The sequence below is a fragment of the Micromonospora sp. DT68 genome, assembly GCF_049847245.1.
GTDB lineage: Bacteria > Actinomycetota > Actinomycetes > Mycobacteriales > Micromonosporaceae > Micromonospora > Micromonospora profundi.
Genome location: NZ_JBNCNZ010000079.1, coordinates 1 through 283, shown reverse-complemented (window position 1 = coordinate 283; position 283 = coordinate 1). Strand labels below are relative to the sequence as shown.

At 67.5% G+C, this 283-nt stretch carries 1 protein-coding gene; it reads left to right on the top strand.

Going from position 1 to position 283, the window contains the following annotated elements; all coding sequences use genetic code 11:
* A partial coding sequence (locus tag ACPXB1_RS30705; RefSeq protein ID WP_425736189.1) for an AMP-binding protein occupies positions 1–283 on the top strand: 283 nt, incomplete at both ends.

The following is a 283-nucleotide window of genomic DNA, read 5'->3' as shown; positions in this document are numbered from 1 at the left end:
CCCTCACCACCGGAGCCACCCTCGTACTCGCCGCCCCCGGCGGCCACCGCGACCCCGACTACCTGCACCAACTCATCACCGACACAGACATCACCACACTGCACTTCGTCCCCACCATGCTCCAGACCTTCCTCGACGCCACCGCCGACCGCGGCCCCCTCGGCCAGGTCCGCCACGTCTTCTGCAGCGGCGAAGCACTACCCCCCGACACCGCACAACGCTTCCTCACCACCTGGCCCCACATCGAACTCCACAACCTCTACGGCCCCACCGAAGCATCCAT